Genomic DNA, 14,457 nt, shown 5'->3' on the forward strand with positions numbered 1-14,457 from the left:
GTGACTCGCTGGTGATCGACGCCGGATTCGCGCCCCATTTGGTGGCCTGGGAATCGGTGCGGTTATTTTTCCGATCGAATCCGCACGTCGCCGACCCCCTCGCCACCACCGACGTTACCCACGGCCGAACGGGGTCCTCAAAAAGTCCGGCGATGATCTGTCATGTCGGTTCAGCGGAGCGCAGAACGGGCTCCAAGGCGGTCAGCGCGTCCACCAACGGGGCCAACTCCGGCAGCTCCGAGGCTTCGCGGAGGGCTCGTGCCAACGCCTCGTCGTGGGTCGAGCGAGCGCGGTCGAGGACCTGCCGGCCCTGCTCGGTCACCACGGTGTGGATGCCCCGCCGGTCCTCGTCGCTCAGCTCGCGGCGCAGCAGCCCGCGCCGTTCGAGCCGGCCCACCAGCCGGGTGGTCGCCGACCCGCTCAGCACGATCGCGCGCGAGAGCTGGGTCATGCGCAGGTGCTGACCTGCGTCGACGTCCTGCCGCGAGAGCACGTCGAGCACGCCGTACTCGCTCACCGACAGGCCGTGCTCGCGTTGCAGGGCCGGTTCCAGCACGTCCTCGATGCAGGCGTGCAGCGCGGCCAGGGTGCGCCAACCCCGCGCGCGGGACTCGGCGTCGTCGCCCGTCCTCACGGCATCGACCTCCCCTCCTTGCGGCCAAGTACTTGCATACGCCATCATGAGTCGCATGCAACAAGCCGCGTGTGCGACTATCGCGGACGCCGGTAGCGTGCGTGGGACAAGGCTACGGCACGGCGCGCGCCCGTGTCCCGCGCCGCGTTCCCGAACGCGCCGGACAACGAATGCTCTCGGCTAGTCAGATCGGGTCAACAATCGCGTCGGGACGCGATGTCTGCCGCGTTCCGACCCCGCGCCGAAGGATGGCAACAACATGTCGACCAGTTTGAGCCCCAACGAGGAGCAAAGGGGCAGCGACACCGGCACGGTTCCGGACACCGGGACCGAGCGGGTGCGGTGGAACGCGCGCCAGTGGATTCTGCTGGTCATCTTCAGCGGGGCGATCACGCTCGACGGGCTGGAGAACTCGATGATCGCCGTCGCCATCCCGGAGATCCAGCAGGCGTTCGGGGTGACCGCGGCGACCGCGCAGTGGGTGCCCGGCGCGTACATCCTGGCGTTCGGCGCCTTCCTGCTGCTCGGCGGCCGGTGCGCCGACCTGTTCGGCCGCAGGCGGGTGTTCGTGATCGGCATGGCGGTGTTCGCCGTCGTGTCGATGGTCGGCGCGTTCGCCGACGACCCCCTGCTGATCATCCTCACGCGCTTCGTCAAGGGCGTGGCCGCGGGCTTCACCGCGCCCGCCGCGATGTCGCTGCTGACCACGACCTTCCCGGAGGGCCCGCAGCGCAACAAGGCGTTCGGCATCTTCAACGTCTTCGAAGCCTCGGGCTACTCCTCGGGCCTGCTGATCGGCGGCTTCCTCGCCGCGCTGAACTGGCGGTCCACGTTCGTCCTGCCCGCCGCGGTCGCCCTGCTGCTCATGGTGGGCGCGATGCGCTTCGTGCCGCGGGACCCGGCGCGCACCGAGAAGGTGCGCCTGGACGTCGGCGGCGCGCTGACCCTGCTCCTGGGCATGTTGCTGCTGGTGTTCACCGTGGTCGAGGCGCCCGAGGTCGGCTGGGCCTCGGCCCGCACGATCGGCGGGTTCGTCGTGTCGGCGCTGCTGCTGGCGGCGTTCGTGGTGATCGAGCGCAAGGTGCGCGAGCCGCTGATCCGGTTGGGCATCCTGCGCAACCGCAACCTGGTGCTGGCCAACGTCAGCATGTTCCTGCTCTACGGCGGCGCGCTCGGGTTCCAGTTCGTGCTCGCCCTGTACCTGCAGAACATGAACGGCTGGGAGCCGTGGCAGATGTCGTTCGTCATCCTGCCCGGCACGGCGCTGACCCTCCTCATCGGACCGAAGCTCGGCTGGCTCATCGACAAGTTCGGCGTGAGCCGGGTCGCGCTCGTCGGCCTGATCTCGTTCCTCCCCTGCTACCTGCTGTTCCTGCGCATCGGCCCGGAGCCGGACCTGTGGGGCGTGCTGGTGCCGGTGGCGCTGATCTGGGGCCTCGGCTTCGCGCTCGCGCTCGCCTCGCTGATGGTCGCCGGCACCACCGGCATCCGCGACGAGGACCAGGGCCTGGCCGCGGGCCTGCTCAACAGCTCGCTGCAGATCGGCGGGGCGTTCGGCCTCGCCGTCGTCACCGCGGTGATCGTGCCCGCCACCCAGCTGGGCGAGCTCTACCCGGGCGTGGCGACGATGCTGGTCTTCTCCGTGCTGGCGCTGCTCGCCCACGCGATGCGCAAGAAGACCGCGGCCTGACGGCTCTCCCCGGGTCACCCGGCGAGCGGGTCTTCCCCCGCCCGCTCGCCGGGTGACCCACCCCGACGGTGTGCGCAAGGTGGTACCCGACCAACGGTCAGATGCGGGCGGTGTCTCGATGACAGGTTTGTTCACGTCCCGGGAAGCGGCTACCGGCGACCTCGTCGCCGAGCTGCTGGACATGCTGGCCGACGGCGCGCCCACGGACGCGTTCGAGACGCTGCTGGACGACGGCGGGCTCGGCGGCGCCGCGGCGTCGGTGCCCGACGTGAAGGCCGCGGTGTGGCGCGCCATGCGCGTGCACGTCCACATCCAGCGGGGCCGCAGCCGCGAGGCGGGCCTCGCCGCGCTGGTCGACGCGGCCCGGGAACTGGCCTCGCCGCACGAGTCCCTGGCCGCGCTGCTGCACGCGATCACGCGGCGGGCCCGCCAGCTGCTCCACGTGGACATGGCCTACATCGCGCTGCTCGACGAGGAGCAGCGCTACAGCCGGGTGCACGCCACGGACGGCCACACGTCCAGCCTGAGCGTCGGCCTGCGGCTGCCCGCCGACGGCGTCGTGGCCGCCGACCAGCTCGACGGCGCGCCGTTCGCCACCCACAACCTGCTCGCCGACGAGCGGATCACGCTCAGCCCGGCGTTCGAGGAGATGGCCCGCGCCGAAGACCTCCGCGCGGTGATCGCGGTGCCGCTGGGCGACCGCTCGCACCACCACCGCGGCGTGCTCTACGTGGCCAGCCGCAAGGTCCGCCACTTCACCGCCGACGAGCGCTCCCTCATCAGCTCCCTGGGCATCCTCGCCGGCCTCTACGTGGAGACCACCCGGTTGCGCCTCGCCGCGCAGGCGCGGGCCGCGGAGCTGGAGGCGCGGCTGTCCCGGATCACCGCCACCGCCGAGGACGCGCACGAGTACCACGACCTCCAGACCGCGTTGCTGGACATCCTGTTCTCCGAGGACGACCTGCACGCCACGGCCGCGACCGGCGCGGAGTGGCTGGGCGGGAACATCGCGGTCCACCACGCGGACGGCGAGCTGCTCACCGCCGCCGGTGAACCCGCCGACGTGGACGACCCCTCCCCCCTCGCCGCCGTGCCGGGCCTGAGGACGAGCGAGCCGGTCAAGGTGGACGCCGGCGTGTGGGTCGTCCCGCTGTGCCGGCAGCAGGAGCACCTCGGCACCCTCGTGCTGCGCGGACCCGAGGAGATGACCGAGCGGGACCGCGGCCGGCTGCGCCTGCTCGCCCGCACCGTCGTGCTGATCCTGCGGCGTGACGCGCTCCCGGCCCGTTCGGCGGGCGAGTCGCGGGACCGGTGGCTGGACGACGCGCTCGGCGACGAGCGCCACCCGCCGGACCGGCTGGCCGGGCGGGCGCGCCGGATCGGGCTGGACCTCGCCGAGCCGTACCTCGTGCTGGTGGCGAAGCCGAAGGGCGAGCTGCTGTGCCACGCGAAGGCGTGGGCGGCGTCGTACGTGCAGCGGGTGAACGGGCTGCGCGGTTCCCGCGACGGCAACCTGGTGCTGCTCCTGCCCGGCGCGGACGCGAGCAGCGCGGCGCGCGAGGTGGCGTCCGCCTTGGAGTCCGCGCTGGGCGCGCCCGTGTCGGTGGGCGCGGCCGGACCGCTCACCGGCGCGGCGTCGGTCCACGACGGGTACCGCGAGGCGGTGCGCTGCGTCGACACCGTGCTGGCGCTCGGCGTCACGGGTGGCGCCGCGTCAGCCCGCGACCTGGGCTTCGTCGGCGCGCTGATGTCGCGCAACCGCGACGCCGCCGGGTTCGTCGAGCAGGTCATCGGACCGGTGATCGACTACGACCGGGAGCGCTCGGCCGACCTGCTGCCCACGTTGCAGGCGTACTTCGAGGAAGGCGGCAGCCCCACGTACGCGGCGGCGCGCCTGCACGTGCACACCAACACCGTCACCCGCAGGCTCGACCGGGTCAAGGACCTGCTCGGGCCGGGGTGGCAGAAACCCGACCAGGCACTGGAGATCCAGCTCGCGCTGCGCCTGCTGCGCGTGCGCGACCTCCTCGAACACCGACCGGTCACCGCGCGGACGCCCCGGCTCCCCGTGCGACCTTGACCGCGCGTCGTCCCCAGAGAAACCGTCCCGACCAAAAGGTGAACACATGAGCGTCATCCCGGACAGCCACCGCGACCTCCTGGAACGGCCGCTGTACACGCACCTGGCCACGATCCGGCCGGACGGCAAGCCCCAGGTCAACCCGATGTGGTTCGCCTGGGACGGCGAGCACGTGCTCTTCACGAGCACGACGTTCCGCCAGAAGCACAAGAACGTGGCCGTCCACCCGGAGGTCGCGCTGTCCATCAACGACCCGGAGCGGCCGACCCGGTACCTGGAGGTGCGCGGCGTGGTCGAGCGGATCGAGGACGACTCGCAGGGCCGGTTCTTCATCGAGATGGCCGCGCGGTACGGGGTGCGGATGGACGGCCCGCCGTGGGACGCCCGCTACCGCGTCGTCTACGTGGTGAAGCCGACCAGGGTCAGCAAGCAGTAGCCGGTCGCCGCGCCCCCGACCGCCTCGCGCGGACGCCGCGGTTGTCGGGGGCGCCGGCTATCCTCCCGTCCGGGGTGCTCCGGGGGTGGGCACGGGGAGGGGTTCGTCATGCGCAGGGCGGGTTTCGGCGTGGTCGCGCTGGGGGTGGTCGCCGGGCTGCTGACGCCGGTGAGCGCGGCGGCGCAGGACGTGGAGGTCGTGAAGAGCGTCGGCGTGCGGTTGCCGGTCGAGGACCTGCGCGCGGTCGAACTGGACGAGGACCGCGGCCGGTTGTACGTGGCGCAGGGCGTCGGCGGCGGCGATCCGCTGGTCGTCACGGACCTGGACGGGCGGCTGGTGGAGCGGGTGCCCGCCGTCACCGACCTGTCGGACCTGGCGCTCAGCGACGACCGCGGCACCCTGCTGGCGGCGCAGGCGTTCTCGGGCGTGACGGCGTTGCACGCCGACACCTTGACCGTCAGCGCGACGTACCCCGCGCCCGAGGGCGCGTGCGTCTACACCGTCGAACCGAGCGGCGACAAGGTCGTCGGCGGTTTCGTGGACTGCGGGTACGGCTCCGGCGGCCTGCTGGTGTGGTCGCGACCGGGCGTCGAGCCCGTGGTGTACACGGCGGGCCCGGATCACCGCCCGGTGATCGACGCGAGCCCCGGCGCACCGGGTCTGCTGGTGGCGGGCGACACCGGCATCTCGCCGGTGACCACCTACGTCCTCGACGTGTCCGGTGACGCGCCGAGGATCGTCTCCCGTCGCGAGGACACCGGGAGCAACCTGCGCGACTACGCGCTGAGCCCGGACGGCACGCAGGTCGTGCAGACCGTGGGCCACCCCTACGAGCACCGCGCCTACCGGGTGCCGGACCTGTCCGACGCCGTCGTGTACCCCAGCGGGGTCTACCCGGCCGACGCGGCGTGGTCGGGCGACGGGTCGACGGTCGCGATCGGCCGGGCGAGCACGAGCGCGGGCGACCCGGACCTCTACCTGTACGACCGGGACGGCACGACCCCGAAGTACGCCGTCGACTTCCACCCGGACGACGTGCTGTGGGACGGCACGCTCCTGGTGAGCCGCGACGGCACCCGCGCGTGGGCGGTCAGCTACGACGACGTGTACCAGGACGTGCAGCTGCTGCACTCGTTCGGCCCGGCCCACGCGCCGAACGCACCGGTCACCGACCTGTCGGTCCGGGCCGTCACCGGCACGGGCAAGGACAAGGCCACGGCGTTCATCACCGTCGACTGGACCAGCCCGACCGGCGAGGACGACTACTGGTGGATCACCGCCTCCACCAACGGCGGCCCGGAACGCGAGTTCTGGCGCGGCCCCATGGCCCCGGGAGGCCCCCACGCCCTGACCTACGCCCTCCCCGCGGGCACCACCACCTTCACCGTCCGCTACAAGGACTTCTGGTCCTGGTACCCGGACGGCCACTCCACCACCACCGTCCGCCGCTGACCTGACCGGTCGGTGGTGGAAGTCCGGCGGGTGTCGCGTCACGCGGACGGCGCCGCCGCGGGTCGGGTGGAGTCCAGGAAGTCGGCGATCAGCGGTGCGATGTCGGGCAGGTGGTCCTCCAGGGCGAAGTGGCCCGTGTCGAACAGGTGCAGCGCCGCGTCCGGCACGTCGCGCAGGTACGCGCGAGCGCCCGCCTCGGTGAAGAACGGGTCGTTGACGCCCCACGCGATCAGCGTCGGCGGGCGGTGGCGGCGCAGCCACGCCTGCCAGTCCGGGTAGGCGTCGACGTTGCGGTGGTAGTCGTAGGCCGGCGCGAGCTGCGCCTGCTCGCGCCCCGGCCGGTCGAGGAACAGCCGGTCCAGCAGCCAGCCCTCCGGCGCGACCAGCTCGGGGTCGGCGGTGCCGCCCTCGTACTGGCCGCGGGTCGCCTCGAGCGTGAACAGGTCCAGGATCGTCCGCTCGCCGCCGGGCGTCTCCGGGGTGATGGCGATGAACTCCCGGGCCGCGTCCGACAGCCCTTCGACGTAGGCGTTGCCGTTCTGCACGACCAGCCCGGTGATCCGCTCGGGGTGGCGCGTCGCCACCCGGAAGCCGACGGGCGCGCCGAAGTCGAACAGGTACAGGGCGAAGCGGTCCAACCCCACCCGGTCCACGAACCCCTCGACCACCTCGGCGAGGCGGTCGAACGTGTAGGTGAACCCGTCCGGGACCTGCGTGTGCCCGAAGCCCGGGTAGTCGGGCGCGACGAGCCGGTACCGCGTGCCCAGCGCGTCGATCAACCGGCGGAACTGGTGCGAGGCGGAGGGAAAACCGTGCAGCAGCAACAGGACCGGAGCGTCGGCGCGGTCCGGCGACGACTCCCGGTAGAAGACCCGAACCCCGTCGACGTCGACGTGCCGGTGGACGACCCGAGCGATCATGTCACATGCCTCTCTAGCCAGAAGATGCATTAGGTATAGCCCGTGTCGACCTAATGGGTCAACCCGGTCACATACCATTAGCACCATGACCGAGCCGCTCACCGGCGAGCACCTCGCCCTCGACCTCGTCAACACCCGCCCGGTGACCGGGGACGGCCGCACCGACCTGCTGGACACCCCGCGCCGACTCGCCGCCTGGCTGGCCCTCGAACCCGCGCTGCACGCCGAAGCGGGGCACACCACCCCCACCGCCGCCGACCTCGCCCCGGTGCACGCGGTGCGCGAGCACGTCGACGCCGCCGTCCACGCGCTGTTGCACGGCGCCCGGCCGCCGAGGACCGCCCTGCGCGGCCTGACCGAGGCCGCACGGGCCGCACCGGCCGTGCGCGAACTGGACTGGGACGGGTCCGCCGTCACCGCGACGCCCCGCCGCACCGGCCGGCTCGGCGTCCGCCTGGCCGCGCGCCTGGCCGAAGCCGCCACCGACCTGCTGACCGACCCCGCCGTCGGCGCCCTCCGGCAGTGCGAGGCCGAGGACTGCGTGCTGGTCTTCCTGCCCGCGCACCCGCGCAGGCGGTGGTGCTCGCCGACGCGGTGCGGCAACCGCGCCCGGGTCGCCCGCTACTACCAGCGCCACAAGACGCCCTGAGCGACCGTTGCGCGGCCGGCACCACCGGCGCTAACTTGGAACGACCATTCCAAGTTAGCGAGGCGGACATGCCGGACGTGAAGCACTTCGACCCCGAGGCCGTGCTCGGCTCGGTGGAGGAGCTCTTCTGGCGGCGGGGCGTGACGTCCACCGGGGTGCAGGACATCGTGACGGCGACCGGCGTCAACCGGTCCAGCCTGTACGCGACGTTCGGCGGCAAGCGGGAGCTGTACGTCGCGGCGCTGCGCCGTTACGCCGAACGGCGCTCGGGACCGGTCTTCCGGCGGCTCGCCGAGGACGAGCGCGGCCTGCCGGCGATCGCGGACTTCTTCCGCGCGTTGATCGGAGCCCGCTGCTCCGGGGAGCACGCCCGCTGGGGCTGCATGGTCACCAACGCCCACGCGGGCCCGGAGAACGACGACCCCGACGTGCGCTCGGTCCTCCACGAGCACCACGACCGGTTGCGCGCGGCGATGTGCGCGGCGTTGACCCGGGCCCAGGACGCCGGCGCGCTGCGACCCGGTGTCGTGCCCGCCGCATCGGCCGACGTGCTCGCCCTGCTCGCCTACGGGGTCAACCTGCGCTCCCGCGCGGGCGCGAGCCCGGAAGCGCTCGGCGAGACCGTCACCGCCGTGCTCGCCTCGCTGGCCACCCGACCCGAGGAGATCGGCTGACATGGCGCAGTTCACCGTGCACGACGAGACCACCGCGCCCGAAGCGGCCCGACCCCACCTGGAGGCGGGTCGGGCCCGCCTCGGGTTCGTCAGCACCCTCAACGCGGTCATGGCGGAGTCCCCGGAACTGCTGGCCGGCTACAACGCGCTGGCCGAGCAGTTCACCAAGTCCTCGCTGCCGGCCAGGGCCAAGCAGGTCGTGCTGATCACCGCGAGCGTCGTGAACGGCTGCGAGTACTGCGTGGCCGCGCACTCCACGGTCGCGCTGAAGGCCGGGGTGGACGAGGAGACCGTGCGGGCGCTGCGGGCGGGCGAGCCGGTGTCCGACGACACCCTGGAAGCCGTCCGCAGGTTCACCGAGCGCGTGGTCTCCGACCGGGGGTGGGCGGAGGAGCAGGAGGTCGAGGCGTTCCTGGCCGCCGGCCTCACCCGCCGCCACGTGCTGGACGTCGTCCTCGGCGTCGGCATGAAGACGCTGTCGAACTACACCAACCACATCGCGCACACCCCGCTGGACCCGGCCTGGCAGGGCCAGGAGTGGAAGCGCCCCTGATCGGCGCCGGGTCGGTCCGGGAGCCGGGTGGGCCCGGTCACGCGCGCCGGTCCCACCCGGCCTCACGGCCCCCGTCGCGATCACACCTGCGGAGCGCCGCCGAGCGCCTGCAAGTCCGCCGCCGAGCCGCGCGCACGCCACCCGCTCGCCGGGGGCGTCCTCGCAGGTCGGGTGGCAGGTCGGGATGTCCGGACCGGACAGCCGCGGGCCCGGTCACCGCAGCGTCAGCAGCGTTTCGGCCTCGGCGTGGGACAGCTTCGCCGGGTTGCGGACGTAGTACAGCCCGGTGACGCGGGCGTCCTCGACCCGGACCGCCATGATGCCGTCGAGCTCACCGTCCAGCCGCACGACCAGGGCCGGGTTGCCGTTCACCACGACGGGCTCGCACGTGAGCGCGCCGACGACCTTGCCGAGGCCGCCGAGCGCCATGCGGGCCACCCGGTCCGCGCCGGTGACCGGCCGCAGCGCCGCCTGCCGCACCCCGCCGCCGTCGCTCACCAGGACCACGTCGGGCGCGAGCACGTCCAGCAGGCCCCGCAGGTCCCCCGTCTCGAACGCCCGCCGCAACGCCTCCAGGGCCGCCCGGGTCTCGTTCGGCGACACCACCGCCCGGGGACGGCGGGCGTCGACGTGCTTGCGGGCGCGGTGCGCGATCTGGCGAACGGTGGCCGGGCTCTTGTCGACCGCGGCGGCGATCTCGTCGTAGCCCACGTCGAACGCCTCGCGCAGCACGAACACGGCGCGCTCGGTCGGTGACAGCGTCTCCAGCACGAGCATCATCGCCATCGACACGCTCTCGGCGAGCTCGACGTCGTCGGCCACGTCCGGCGCGGTGAGCACCGGCTCGGGCAGCCACGGGCCGACGTAGGACTCCCTGCGGCGGGACAGCGTGCGCAGCCGGTTGAGCGACTGCCGGGTGGTGATCCGGACCAGGAACGCGCGCTGGTCGCGCACCTCCGCCAGGTCGACCCCGGCCCACCGCAGCCAGGTCTCCTGGAGCACGTCCTCGGCGTCGGCCGCCGAGCCGAGCACCTCGTACGCGACGGTGAAAAGCAGGTTGCGGTGGGCGAGGAAAGCCTCGGTCGCCCGGTCGCCTGCCTGGACGGTCATGCGGCCCCTCCTTCGCTCGCCGGTGTGCCGCCCAGGGGACACCGACCGGCCGAGCGCTGTGACACCGCGTGACCCGGATCACCGGGCCGGCCTCACCCGACCGAGCGTTCGCCGCCCTCCGGAGCGGGCTCGGCGGTCTGCCGCGACCGGTCGGCCACCTCGGCGGACCGGGAGGTCCAGTCCGCTCCCAGCCTGGTCCGCCGGGGGTTGGCCACGGCCCGTCCGGTGTCTGTCTCGTGCATCCACGCCTCCAGGTCGAACTGCTCACGCACCTCGGTAATAGCCGGTGAGGGGCACCGGTCAAACGGTGAACCGGGTCACGCCGGGCGCAGCCGGGCGCGCAGCTCCGCGAGCGAGCGGTCCAGCACGGCCGACTCGAACCCCTGCGGGTCGTGCCGGCCCGGTTCGTACTCGGCCATCAGCCGGTGGGCCGAGGCGAACCACTCGCGCAGGCGCGTCACCCCGTCGGGCGCGACCCGGCCGCGTTCCACCGCGTGCGCCACGAGGAGTTCGAACTCCTGGGCCATCAGGTCCGGCTTGGGCCGCTGGGGGTTCATCCAGTCGTCCGCCAGGACGGGCCGCATCCGCACCGCGCGCTCGTTCCAGTGCAGCAGCAGGGCGAGGTCGGCGGTGAAGCCGTCGGGCAGGGTGTCGGGCCAGAGCTCCCGCACGGCCGCGCGCTGACCGGTCCACGGCGTCGAGCCGACCTTCGGCAGCAGCTCCGGGAACAGCGTGCCCGCCAGCGGCGCGAAGAAGCCGCACAGCCACAGCTGCGGGTAGAGGGGACGCCAGTACAGGTCCGACACGGTCGCGTCCGCGAGGCCGTCCAGGATCGGCCCCACCAGCAGCGGCACCAGCGGCGGGTCGCCGTAGTACCGCAGGTCGCCGTCCACCAGGCAGACGACGTCGCCGTCGGCGGCTTTGACGCCGGCCAGGATGGCGGTGCCCTTGCCGAGGCCCGCCTCCACGACGAGCGCGCCGGCCGACCGCGCCACCTCCGCCGTCCGGTCGGTGCACCCGCTGGCGCTCACGACGACCTGGCCCGACGCGCCGAGCAGGGCCAGCCCCCGCGCGGACTCCGAGACGACGTCGGCGATCGTCGCCTCCTCGTCGTGGGCGGGGATCACCACGCTCACCGAGGCGTCCCGGCGGCGCAGGGTCCGCTCGGCGACCAGCTCGATGCCCAGCGCCGGATCGATCGGCGGCAAAGCCATGTCAACCACCCTCCTCGTCGTCATCCGGGCACGGCGGGTCGTAGGCGGACCGGGGCACCAGCCGCAGGTGCAGCGCGCGGGCCGCTTCGCGCTCGACGCCGTCGAGTTCGTCCCGCGCCTGCTCGGCGGTGGTCGCGATGGCCGCCCCGATGGTGATCGCGTCACGCGCTCCCGGCGCCGTCCTGGGCCCGGGCGCCATCGACCGGTCACGCACCGCCGCGGCGAGGTCGTGCGCTGCGGACGTGACCGCGCGGTGGAGCCCGGGGATGTGCCGGGTCAGCTCCGCGAAGGGGTGCGCGCCCGGCACGACACACCGGTCCTCGGCCGCCGTCCCGGCGTGCAGCGGGGAGGACTTGCCCACGCCGGACGCCCCGGTGACCGCGAAGAACCACCCCGCGCACTGCGGCCGGAACGGGGCCGAGCCGCGGTAGGGGCGCGGTGGGCCGTTCGGCGGCGGAGTGCGGCGCTCGGCGAACAGCGCACGAGCGTCGTGGTCGCGCTCCGCCAACCCGACCCCTCCCGCCGCGCCGGTCACCCGGACCCGGCGGACACCCTAGCGACCGACCCGCGGACCGGGCCGGTCCGGCCACCGCGACGGCGTCCGCCCGGGGGTTGACATTGTCGCATTGTTTGACTCATCTTGTTAAGACAAACGTTGTGACATTCGGAGGTGGCGACATGCCCCAGGACGATCACGCGGAAGTCGGCCGGTGGCTGGCCCGGCACGGCTTGACCGACACCGGGCCGACACCGCTGCTCGCGGCACGGCTGGCGGTGCGGCGGCGCGCCAACGTCGTCGGCAGCGTCCTGCTGGCCGCGTTCATGATGGGCGCGGCGCTCACGCACGCCTTGCGGCTGCCCGCCGACGTCACGTCCTCCTGGCCGCTGGCGGCGCTGGTGTCGCTGGTGGTCGGGTTGTTGCTGGGGCAGTGGCTGCTCGGCCGGTGGGTGCGGCGCGTCGACCGGCGGGCCGGCGCGCGGCTGCCACGGCGGGTGGCGCACCCCGTGCCGCTCAAGTGGTCGTCGGTGGTGGGCCGGTCCTACGCCGTGTTCACGGTCGCCAGCTTCGCCGGCGCGGCGCTGCTCGCGGTGAGCGTGCTGCCGGTTGCGGACCCCGGTCTGCGCCACGGAGCCGTCGTCGTGCTGATCGGTCTGGCCGGGGCCGGCGCGGGCACCGCCATGCAGCTGCGCCAGGTGCTGGCGAGCCCGGCCGTGGCGGAGGACGAGGCGTCGCTGACGGCCGACGTCATCATGCGGGTCGAGGACGCCCGCGCCCTCGTCACGCCCAGCCTGGTCTGGCTGCTGCCGATCATCTTCCTGTACGGGGACTCGCTCGGCTGGTGGAACGCGGCCTCGCTGGCGTTCGTGGTGGCGGGCGCCGTCGTGTTCTGCCTGATCCACGTCCGGTCCGCGGCCGTCGGCGCGGCGGCCCGACGGGCCCTGGCCACCCGGTGATCGTCATCGACGCGGCCTCGCCGACGCCGCCGTACGAACAGCTGCGGGCCCAGCTCGCCCGGCAGATCCAGGACCGCTCGCTCGCCGTCGGCACGAGGCTCCCGACGATCCGCCGGCTCGCGGCCGACCTCGGCCTCGCCGTGAACACCGTCGGTCGCGCGTACCGGGAGCTGGAGGAGGCCGGGCTGATCGAGACCCGCGGCCGGGCCGGGTCGTTCGTCTCGGCCGCCGGTGACCAGGCCCTCGAACAGGCCCGCCGCGCCGCCTTCGACTACGCGGCCGTCATCGCCCGCATCGGCCTCGACCCCACCCAGGCGATCCGGATCGTCGAAGCGGCGCTGGGCAACGCCCCGGCACCGTGAACCCGTCCCGCCGGCGGGACCTGCTCGGCGGTGCGCAGGGTGGTCCCGGCCGCGTGGTCGAGGGAGCGCACGACCCAGACCTCGAACTCGGCGTTGGCGCGGGACGCCGCACGACGCCACCGCTGCACGCTCTCGTTGGTCACGTCGACCTTGGGCAGCACCACCCGCGCGAGCTGCCGCCGCGCCCGCTCCCAGTGCTCGGACGTGACCTGCTCCGGGAAGGTCGACCCGACCGGCGTGGTGAGGACTTTCCGTTCCACTGACTGCCTCCCGTTCACTCTTCTGGATCGGACTCGGCGCGACGGCGGACGGTGGCCGACGCCCGTCAGCGCAGCAGCGCTTCGACGTCGAAGTCGATCCGCTCCCGGCCGAGCGGCACGAGCGCGCACGTGGCCCGGAGGAACCGGGCCACCACCTCGGTGATCAGGACGACCTCGCTCCAGCCCGGCCACCGGTCGCGCGTGACCTTCCGGACCTTCAGGTTGCGCTCGTTGATCCGGGTGACGACCACGTCGAGCGCGCCGGTCCCCGCGCCGTCCTCCCGGCACGCGAGACCTTCCGCGAGCAGGTCGCGCGCGAACACCCACTCGACCCACCGCTGGACGGTCCAGTCCCGCACGCGCACGACGACCGCGCACGGGTCGGCCGGGTCGTAGACCAGGCGCACCGCCACGCCGGTCAGCCCCATCGCGCCCGTCGTGTCGATGATGATCGGTGCCGGCACAGCGCTCCTCACTCGTCTTCGATCGCGATGCGACCGGGCACGCCCCTCGTGCGCCCGGTCCACCGGGTCCGGCGGGTGTCACCGCCGCGATGGATTCGGGGGTCGATCCGGGCGAAGCACTCCTGGAGGCGACGGTCGTCCTCGACCCGGTGCGGTGAGCCGTGCCGGTCCGCCGGCGCGGCGACGATCGACGACGACCGGGTCGGCGCGAGCGCGGCCTGGTCCAGGACCTCCGGGTGCCGTTGGATTTCCACGACCGGGTGTTCTCCGGTTCCAACCACGCTCGCCCCCTTCGTGCGTGCCGCCGCGGCGGTGCGGGCGGTCCGCCCGCGGCTACCGACGCGGCGGACCCGCGACTCATTCCCCCGGGCCGCGGCGAACCGACGTGCCGTGCGCCGGCACCAGCATCGCGATCTCGGGCAGGTTGGACATCGTGGCGAGCACGGAGATCGACCGCGAAACCGCATCCGCGCGGAGACCACGGACCCGACGGCATCACCCTCG

18 protein-coding genes are annotated in these 14,457 nt (G+C 73.4%); 9 read left to right on the forward strand and 9 right to left on the reverse strand.

Annotated elements, in window-relative coordinates:
• Nucleotides 1-160 precede the first annotated feature (160 nt).
• On the reverse strand, nucleotides 161-634 hold the full coding sequence (locus ACIQMJ_RS19050; protein ID WP_499762290.1) for a MarR family winged helix-turn-helix transcriptional regulator: 474 nt from the start codon (nucleotides 632-634) through the stop codon (nucleotides 161-163).
• 259 nt (nucleotides 635-893) lie between these two features.
• Between ACIQMJ_RS19050 and ACIQMJ_RS19055 the strand changes: the two genes are divergently transcribed.
• From ACIQMJ_RS19055 to ACIQMJ_RS19070, 4 genes are all read left to right on the forward strand, one after another.
• On the forward strand, nucleotides 894-2,324 hold the full coding sequence (locus ACIQMJ_RS19055) for an MFS transporter (protein WP_499762291.1): 1,431 nt from the start codon (nucleotides 894-896) through the stop codon (nucleotides 2,322-2,324).
• 118 nt (nucleotides 2,325-2,442) lie between these two features.
• Nucleotides 2,443-4,404 (forward strand): helix-turn-helix domain-containing protein, encoded by a 1,962-nt coding sequence (locus tag ACIQMJ_RS19060; protein ID WP_499762292.1) that lies wholly within the window; start codon nucleotides 2,443-2,445, stop codon nucleotides 4,402-4,404.
• 46 nt (nucleotides 4,405-4,450) lie between these two features.
• Nucleotides 4,451-4,840 carry a PPOX class F420-dependent oxidoreductase gene (locus tag ACIQMJ_RS19065; RefSeq protein WP_141977492.1) on the forward strand — a complete coding sequence of 130 codons (390 nt, stop codon included), beginning with the start codon at nucleotides 4,451-4,453 and terminating at the stop codon, nucleotides 4,838-4,840.
• A 108-nt stretch (nucleotides 4,841-4,948) separates the two neighbouring features.
• Nucleotides 4,949-6,292: a TolB family protein gene (locus ACIQMJ_RS19070; protein WP_499762293.1), complete on the forward strand. Its 1,344-nt coding sequence runs from the start codon at nucleotides 4,949-4,951 to the stop codon at nucleotides 6,290-6,292.
• Between the two features lie 38 nt (nucleotides 6,293-6,330).
• On the opposite strand, the gene ACIQMJ_RS19075 is transcribed toward ACIQMJ_RS19070, so the two are convergent.
• Nucleotides 6,331-7,212, reverse strand: a complete 882-nt coding sequence (locus ACIQMJ_RS19075; protein ID WP_499762294.1) for an alpha/beta fold hydrolase — start codon at nucleotides 7,210-7,212, stop codon at nucleotides 6,331-6,333.
• Nucleotides 7,213-7,297: 85 nt separating this feature from the next.
• Between ACIQMJ_RS19075 and ACIQMJ_RS19080 the strand changes: the two genes are divergently transcribed.
• From ACIQMJ_RS19080 to ACIQMJ_RS19090, 3 genes are all read left to right on the forward strand, one after another.
• Nucleotides 7,298-7,861 carry a CGNR zinc finger domain-containing protein gene (locus tag ACIQMJ_RS19080; RefSeq protein ID WP_499762295.1) on the forward strand — a complete coding sequence of 188 codons (564 nt, stop codon included), beginning with the start codon at nucleotides 7,298-7,300 and terminating at the stop codon, nucleotides 7,859-7,861.
• Nucleotides 7,862-7,929: 68 nt separating this feature from the next.
• The gene (locus ACIQMJ_RS19085) at nucleotides 7,930-8,535 is read left to right on the forward strand and encodes a TetR/AcrR family transcriptional regulator (RefSeq protein WP_499762296.1); all 606 of its coding nucleotides are present in this window, start codon (nucleotides 7,930-7,932) and stop codon (nucleotides 8,533-8,535) included.
• Between the two features lies 1 nt (nucleotide 8,536).
• Entirely contained in the window at nucleotides 8,537-9,088 is a 552-nt protein-coding gene (locus ACIQMJ_RS19090; protein ID WP_499762297.1) for a carboxymuconolactone decarboxylase family protein, read from the forward strand.
• Nucleotides 9,089-9,301: 213 nt separating this feature from the next.
• Here ACIQMJ_RS19090 and ACIQMJ_RS19095 read toward each other — a convergent pair whose 3' ends face one another.
• The 4 genes from ACIQMJ_RS19095 to ACIQMJ_RS19110 form a co-directional block, all read right to left on the reverse strand.
• A complete protein-coding gene (locus ACIQMJ_RS19095; protein WP_499762298.1) occupies nucleotides 9,302-10,198 on the reverse strand; it encodes an RNA polymerase sigma-70 factor in 897 nt (298 codons plus the stop codon).
• 92 nt (nucleotides 10,199-10,290) lie between these two features.
• Nucleotides 10,291-10,440 (reverse strand): hypothetical protein, encoded by a 150-nt coding sequence (locus ACIQMJ_RS19100; RefSeq protein ID WP_499762299.1) that lies wholly within the window; start codon nucleotides 10,438-10,440, stop codon nucleotides 10,291-10,293.
• Between the two features lie 75 nt (nucleotides 10,441-10,515).
• Nucleotides 10,516-11,412 carry a glycosyltransferase gene (locus ACIQMJ_RS19105; protein ID WP_499762300.1) on the reverse strand — a complete coding sequence of 299 codons (897 nt, stop codon included), beginning with the start codon at nucleotides 11,410-11,412 and terminating at the stop codon, nucleotides 10,516-10,518.
• 1 nt (nucleotide 11,413) lies between these two features.
• A complete protein-coding gene (locus ACIQMJ_RS19110) occupies nucleotides 11,414-11,947 on the reverse strand; it encodes a hypothetical protein (RefSeq protein ID WP_499762301.1) in 534 nt (177 codons plus the stop codon).
• Nucleotides 11,948-12,090: 143 nt separating this feature from the next.
• Between ACIQMJ_RS19110 and ACIQMJ_RS19115 the strand changes: the two genes are divergently transcribed.
• Nucleotides 12,091-12,867, forward strand: coding sequence for a hypothetical protein (locus ACIQMJ_RS19115; RefSeq protein WP_499762302.1), 777 nt, complete (start codon nucleotides 12,091-12,093; stop codon nucleotides 12,865-12,867).
• On the forward strand, nucleotides 12,864-13,229 hold the full coding sequence (locus ACIQMJ_RS19120; protein ID WP_499762303.1) for a GntR family transcriptional regulator: 366 nt from the start codon (nucleotides 12,864-12,866) through the stop codon (nucleotides 13,227-13,229). Before ACIQMJ_RS19115 ends, ACIQMJ_RS19120 begins: the two co-directional genes overlap by 4 nt.
• On the opposite strand, the gene ACIQMJ_RS19125 is transcribed toward ACIQMJ_RS19120, so the two are convergent.
• The 3 genes from ACIQMJ_RS19125 to ACIQMJ_RS19135 form a co-directional block, all read right to left on the reverse strand.
• Nucleotides 13,139-13,489 (reverse strand): hypothetical protein, encoded by a 351-nt coding sequence (locus tag ACIQMJ_RS19125; RefSeq protein WP_499762304.1) that lies wholly within the window; start codon nucleotides 13,487-13,489, stop codon nucleotides 13,139-13,141. The two genes, ACIQMJ_RS19120 and ACIQMJ_RS19125, sit on opposite strands and share 91 nt — an antisense overlap.
• A 65-nt stretch (nucleotides 13,490-13,554) precedes the next feature.
• The gene (locus ACIQMJ_RS19130; RefSeq protein ID WP_499762305.1) at nucleotides 13,555-13,953 is read right to left on the reverse strand and encodes an SsgA family sporulation/cell division regulator; all 399 of its coding nucleotides are present in this window, start codon (nucleotides 13,951-13,953) and stop codon (nucleotides 13,555-13,557) included.
• An 8-nt stretch (nucleotides 13,954-13,961) separates the two neighbouring features.
• Nucleotides 13,962-14,207, reverse strand: coding sequence for a hypothetical protein (locus tag ACIQMJ_RS19135; protein ID WP_499762306.1), 246 nt, complete (start codon nucleotides 14,205-14,207; stop codon nucleotides 13,962-13,964).
• Nucleotides 14,208-14,457 lie beyond the last annotated feature (250 nt).

Origin of the sequence: Actinosynnema sp. NPDC091369, assembly GCF_044757065.1 — a bacterium.
Taxonomy (GTDB): Bacteria; Actinomycetota; Actinomycetes; order Mycobacteriales; family Pseudonocardiaceae; genus Actinosynnema.

Coding starts and splice junctions, on each gene's coding strand:
- ACIQMJ_RS19080 (WP_499762295.1), top strand. CDS start 7,298: ATGACCGAGCCGCTCACCGGCGAGCACCTCGCCCTCGACCTCGTCAAC.
- ACIQMJ_RS19085 (WP_499762296.1), top strand. CDS start 7,930: ATGCCGGACGTGAAGCACTTCGACCCCGAGGCCGTGCTCGGCTCGGTG.
- ACIQMJ_RS19070 (WP_499762293.1), top strand. CDS start 4,949: ATGCGCAGGGCGGGTTTCGGCGTGGTCGCGCTGGGGGTGGTCGCCGGG.
- ACIQMJ_RS19105 (WP_499762300.1), bottom strand. CDS start 11,412: ATGGCTTTGCCGCCGATCGATCCGGCGCTGGGCATCGAGCTGGTCGCC.
- ACIQMJ_RS19065 (WP_141977492.1), top strand. CDS start 4,451: ATGAGCGTCATCCCGGACAGCCACCGCGACCTCCTGGAACGGCCGCTG.
- ACIQMJ_RS19055 (WP_499762291.1), top strand. CDS start 894: ATGTCGACCAGTTTGAGCCCCAACGAGGAGCAAAGGGGCAGCGACACC.
- ACIQMJ_RS19090 (WP_499762297.1), top strand. CDS start 8,537: ATGGCGCAGTTCACCGTGCACGACGAGACCACCGCGCCCGAAGCGGCC.
- ACIQMJ_RS19060 (WP_499762292.1), top strand. CDS start 2,443: ATGACAGGTTTGTTCACGTCCCGGGAAGCGGCTACCGGCGACCTCGTC.
- ACIQMJ_RS19115 (WP_499762302.1), top strand. CDS start 12,091: ATGCCCCAGGACGATCACGCGGAAGTCGGCCGGTGGCTGGCCCGGCAC.
- ACIQMJ_RS19075 (WP_499762294.1), bottom strand. CDS start 7,212: ATGATCGCTCGGGTCGTCCACCGGCACGTCGACGTCGACGGGGTTCGG.
- ACIQMJ_RS19095 (WP_499762298.1), bottom strand. CDS start 10,198: ATGACCGTCCAGGCAGGCGACCGGGCGACCGAGGCTTTCCTCGCCCAC.
- ACIQMJ_RS19100 (WP_499762299.1), bottom strand. CDS start 10,440: ATGCACGAGACAGACACCGGACGGGCCGTGGCCAACCCCCGGCGGACC.